Source organism: Pelagicoccus sp. SDUM812005, from assembly GCF_031127875.1.
Classification (GTDB): Bacteria; Verrucomicrobiota; Verrucomicrobiia; order Opitutales; family Opitutaceae; genus Pelagicoccus.
In genome coordinates, this window is sequence record NZ_JARXIA010000116.1 from 1 (window position 1) to 304 (window position 304).

General features: G+C 65.8%; 1 protein-coding gene. It reads right to left on the bottom strand.

Annotated features, from left to right (window positions below):
- A partial coding sequence (locus tag QEH57_RS24900; protein WP_309009513.1) for a transposase occupies window positions 1-304 on the bottom strand: 304 nt, incomplete at both ends.

Sequence of the window (304 nt, forward strand, 5' to 3'; positions counted from 1 at the left end):
GCCGCAGGTAGGTCGAGAGGTAGTCCCAGTGCGAGAGCGAGTAGTCGCAGGCCTTGGACAAGCCGCTTGACGGAAGGCCTCCGCGTCTCAGGATTCCCAATACGCGGTGGATGCGGGCGTGAGTGTTGGCGGACCTGCTCAGGCGAAGGGCCAAGGCCGCTTCCGCGTCGAGGCCGTTCTCGCGGATTTCCCCTTCGACCTCGTAGAGCTTGGCGACGAGCTTGAGGTAGACGGCGCACTCGCGCGGGAAGCGTTCCTTGACCTCGAAGAACTTGCGCCGGGCGTGCGCCCAGCAAGCGGCCAG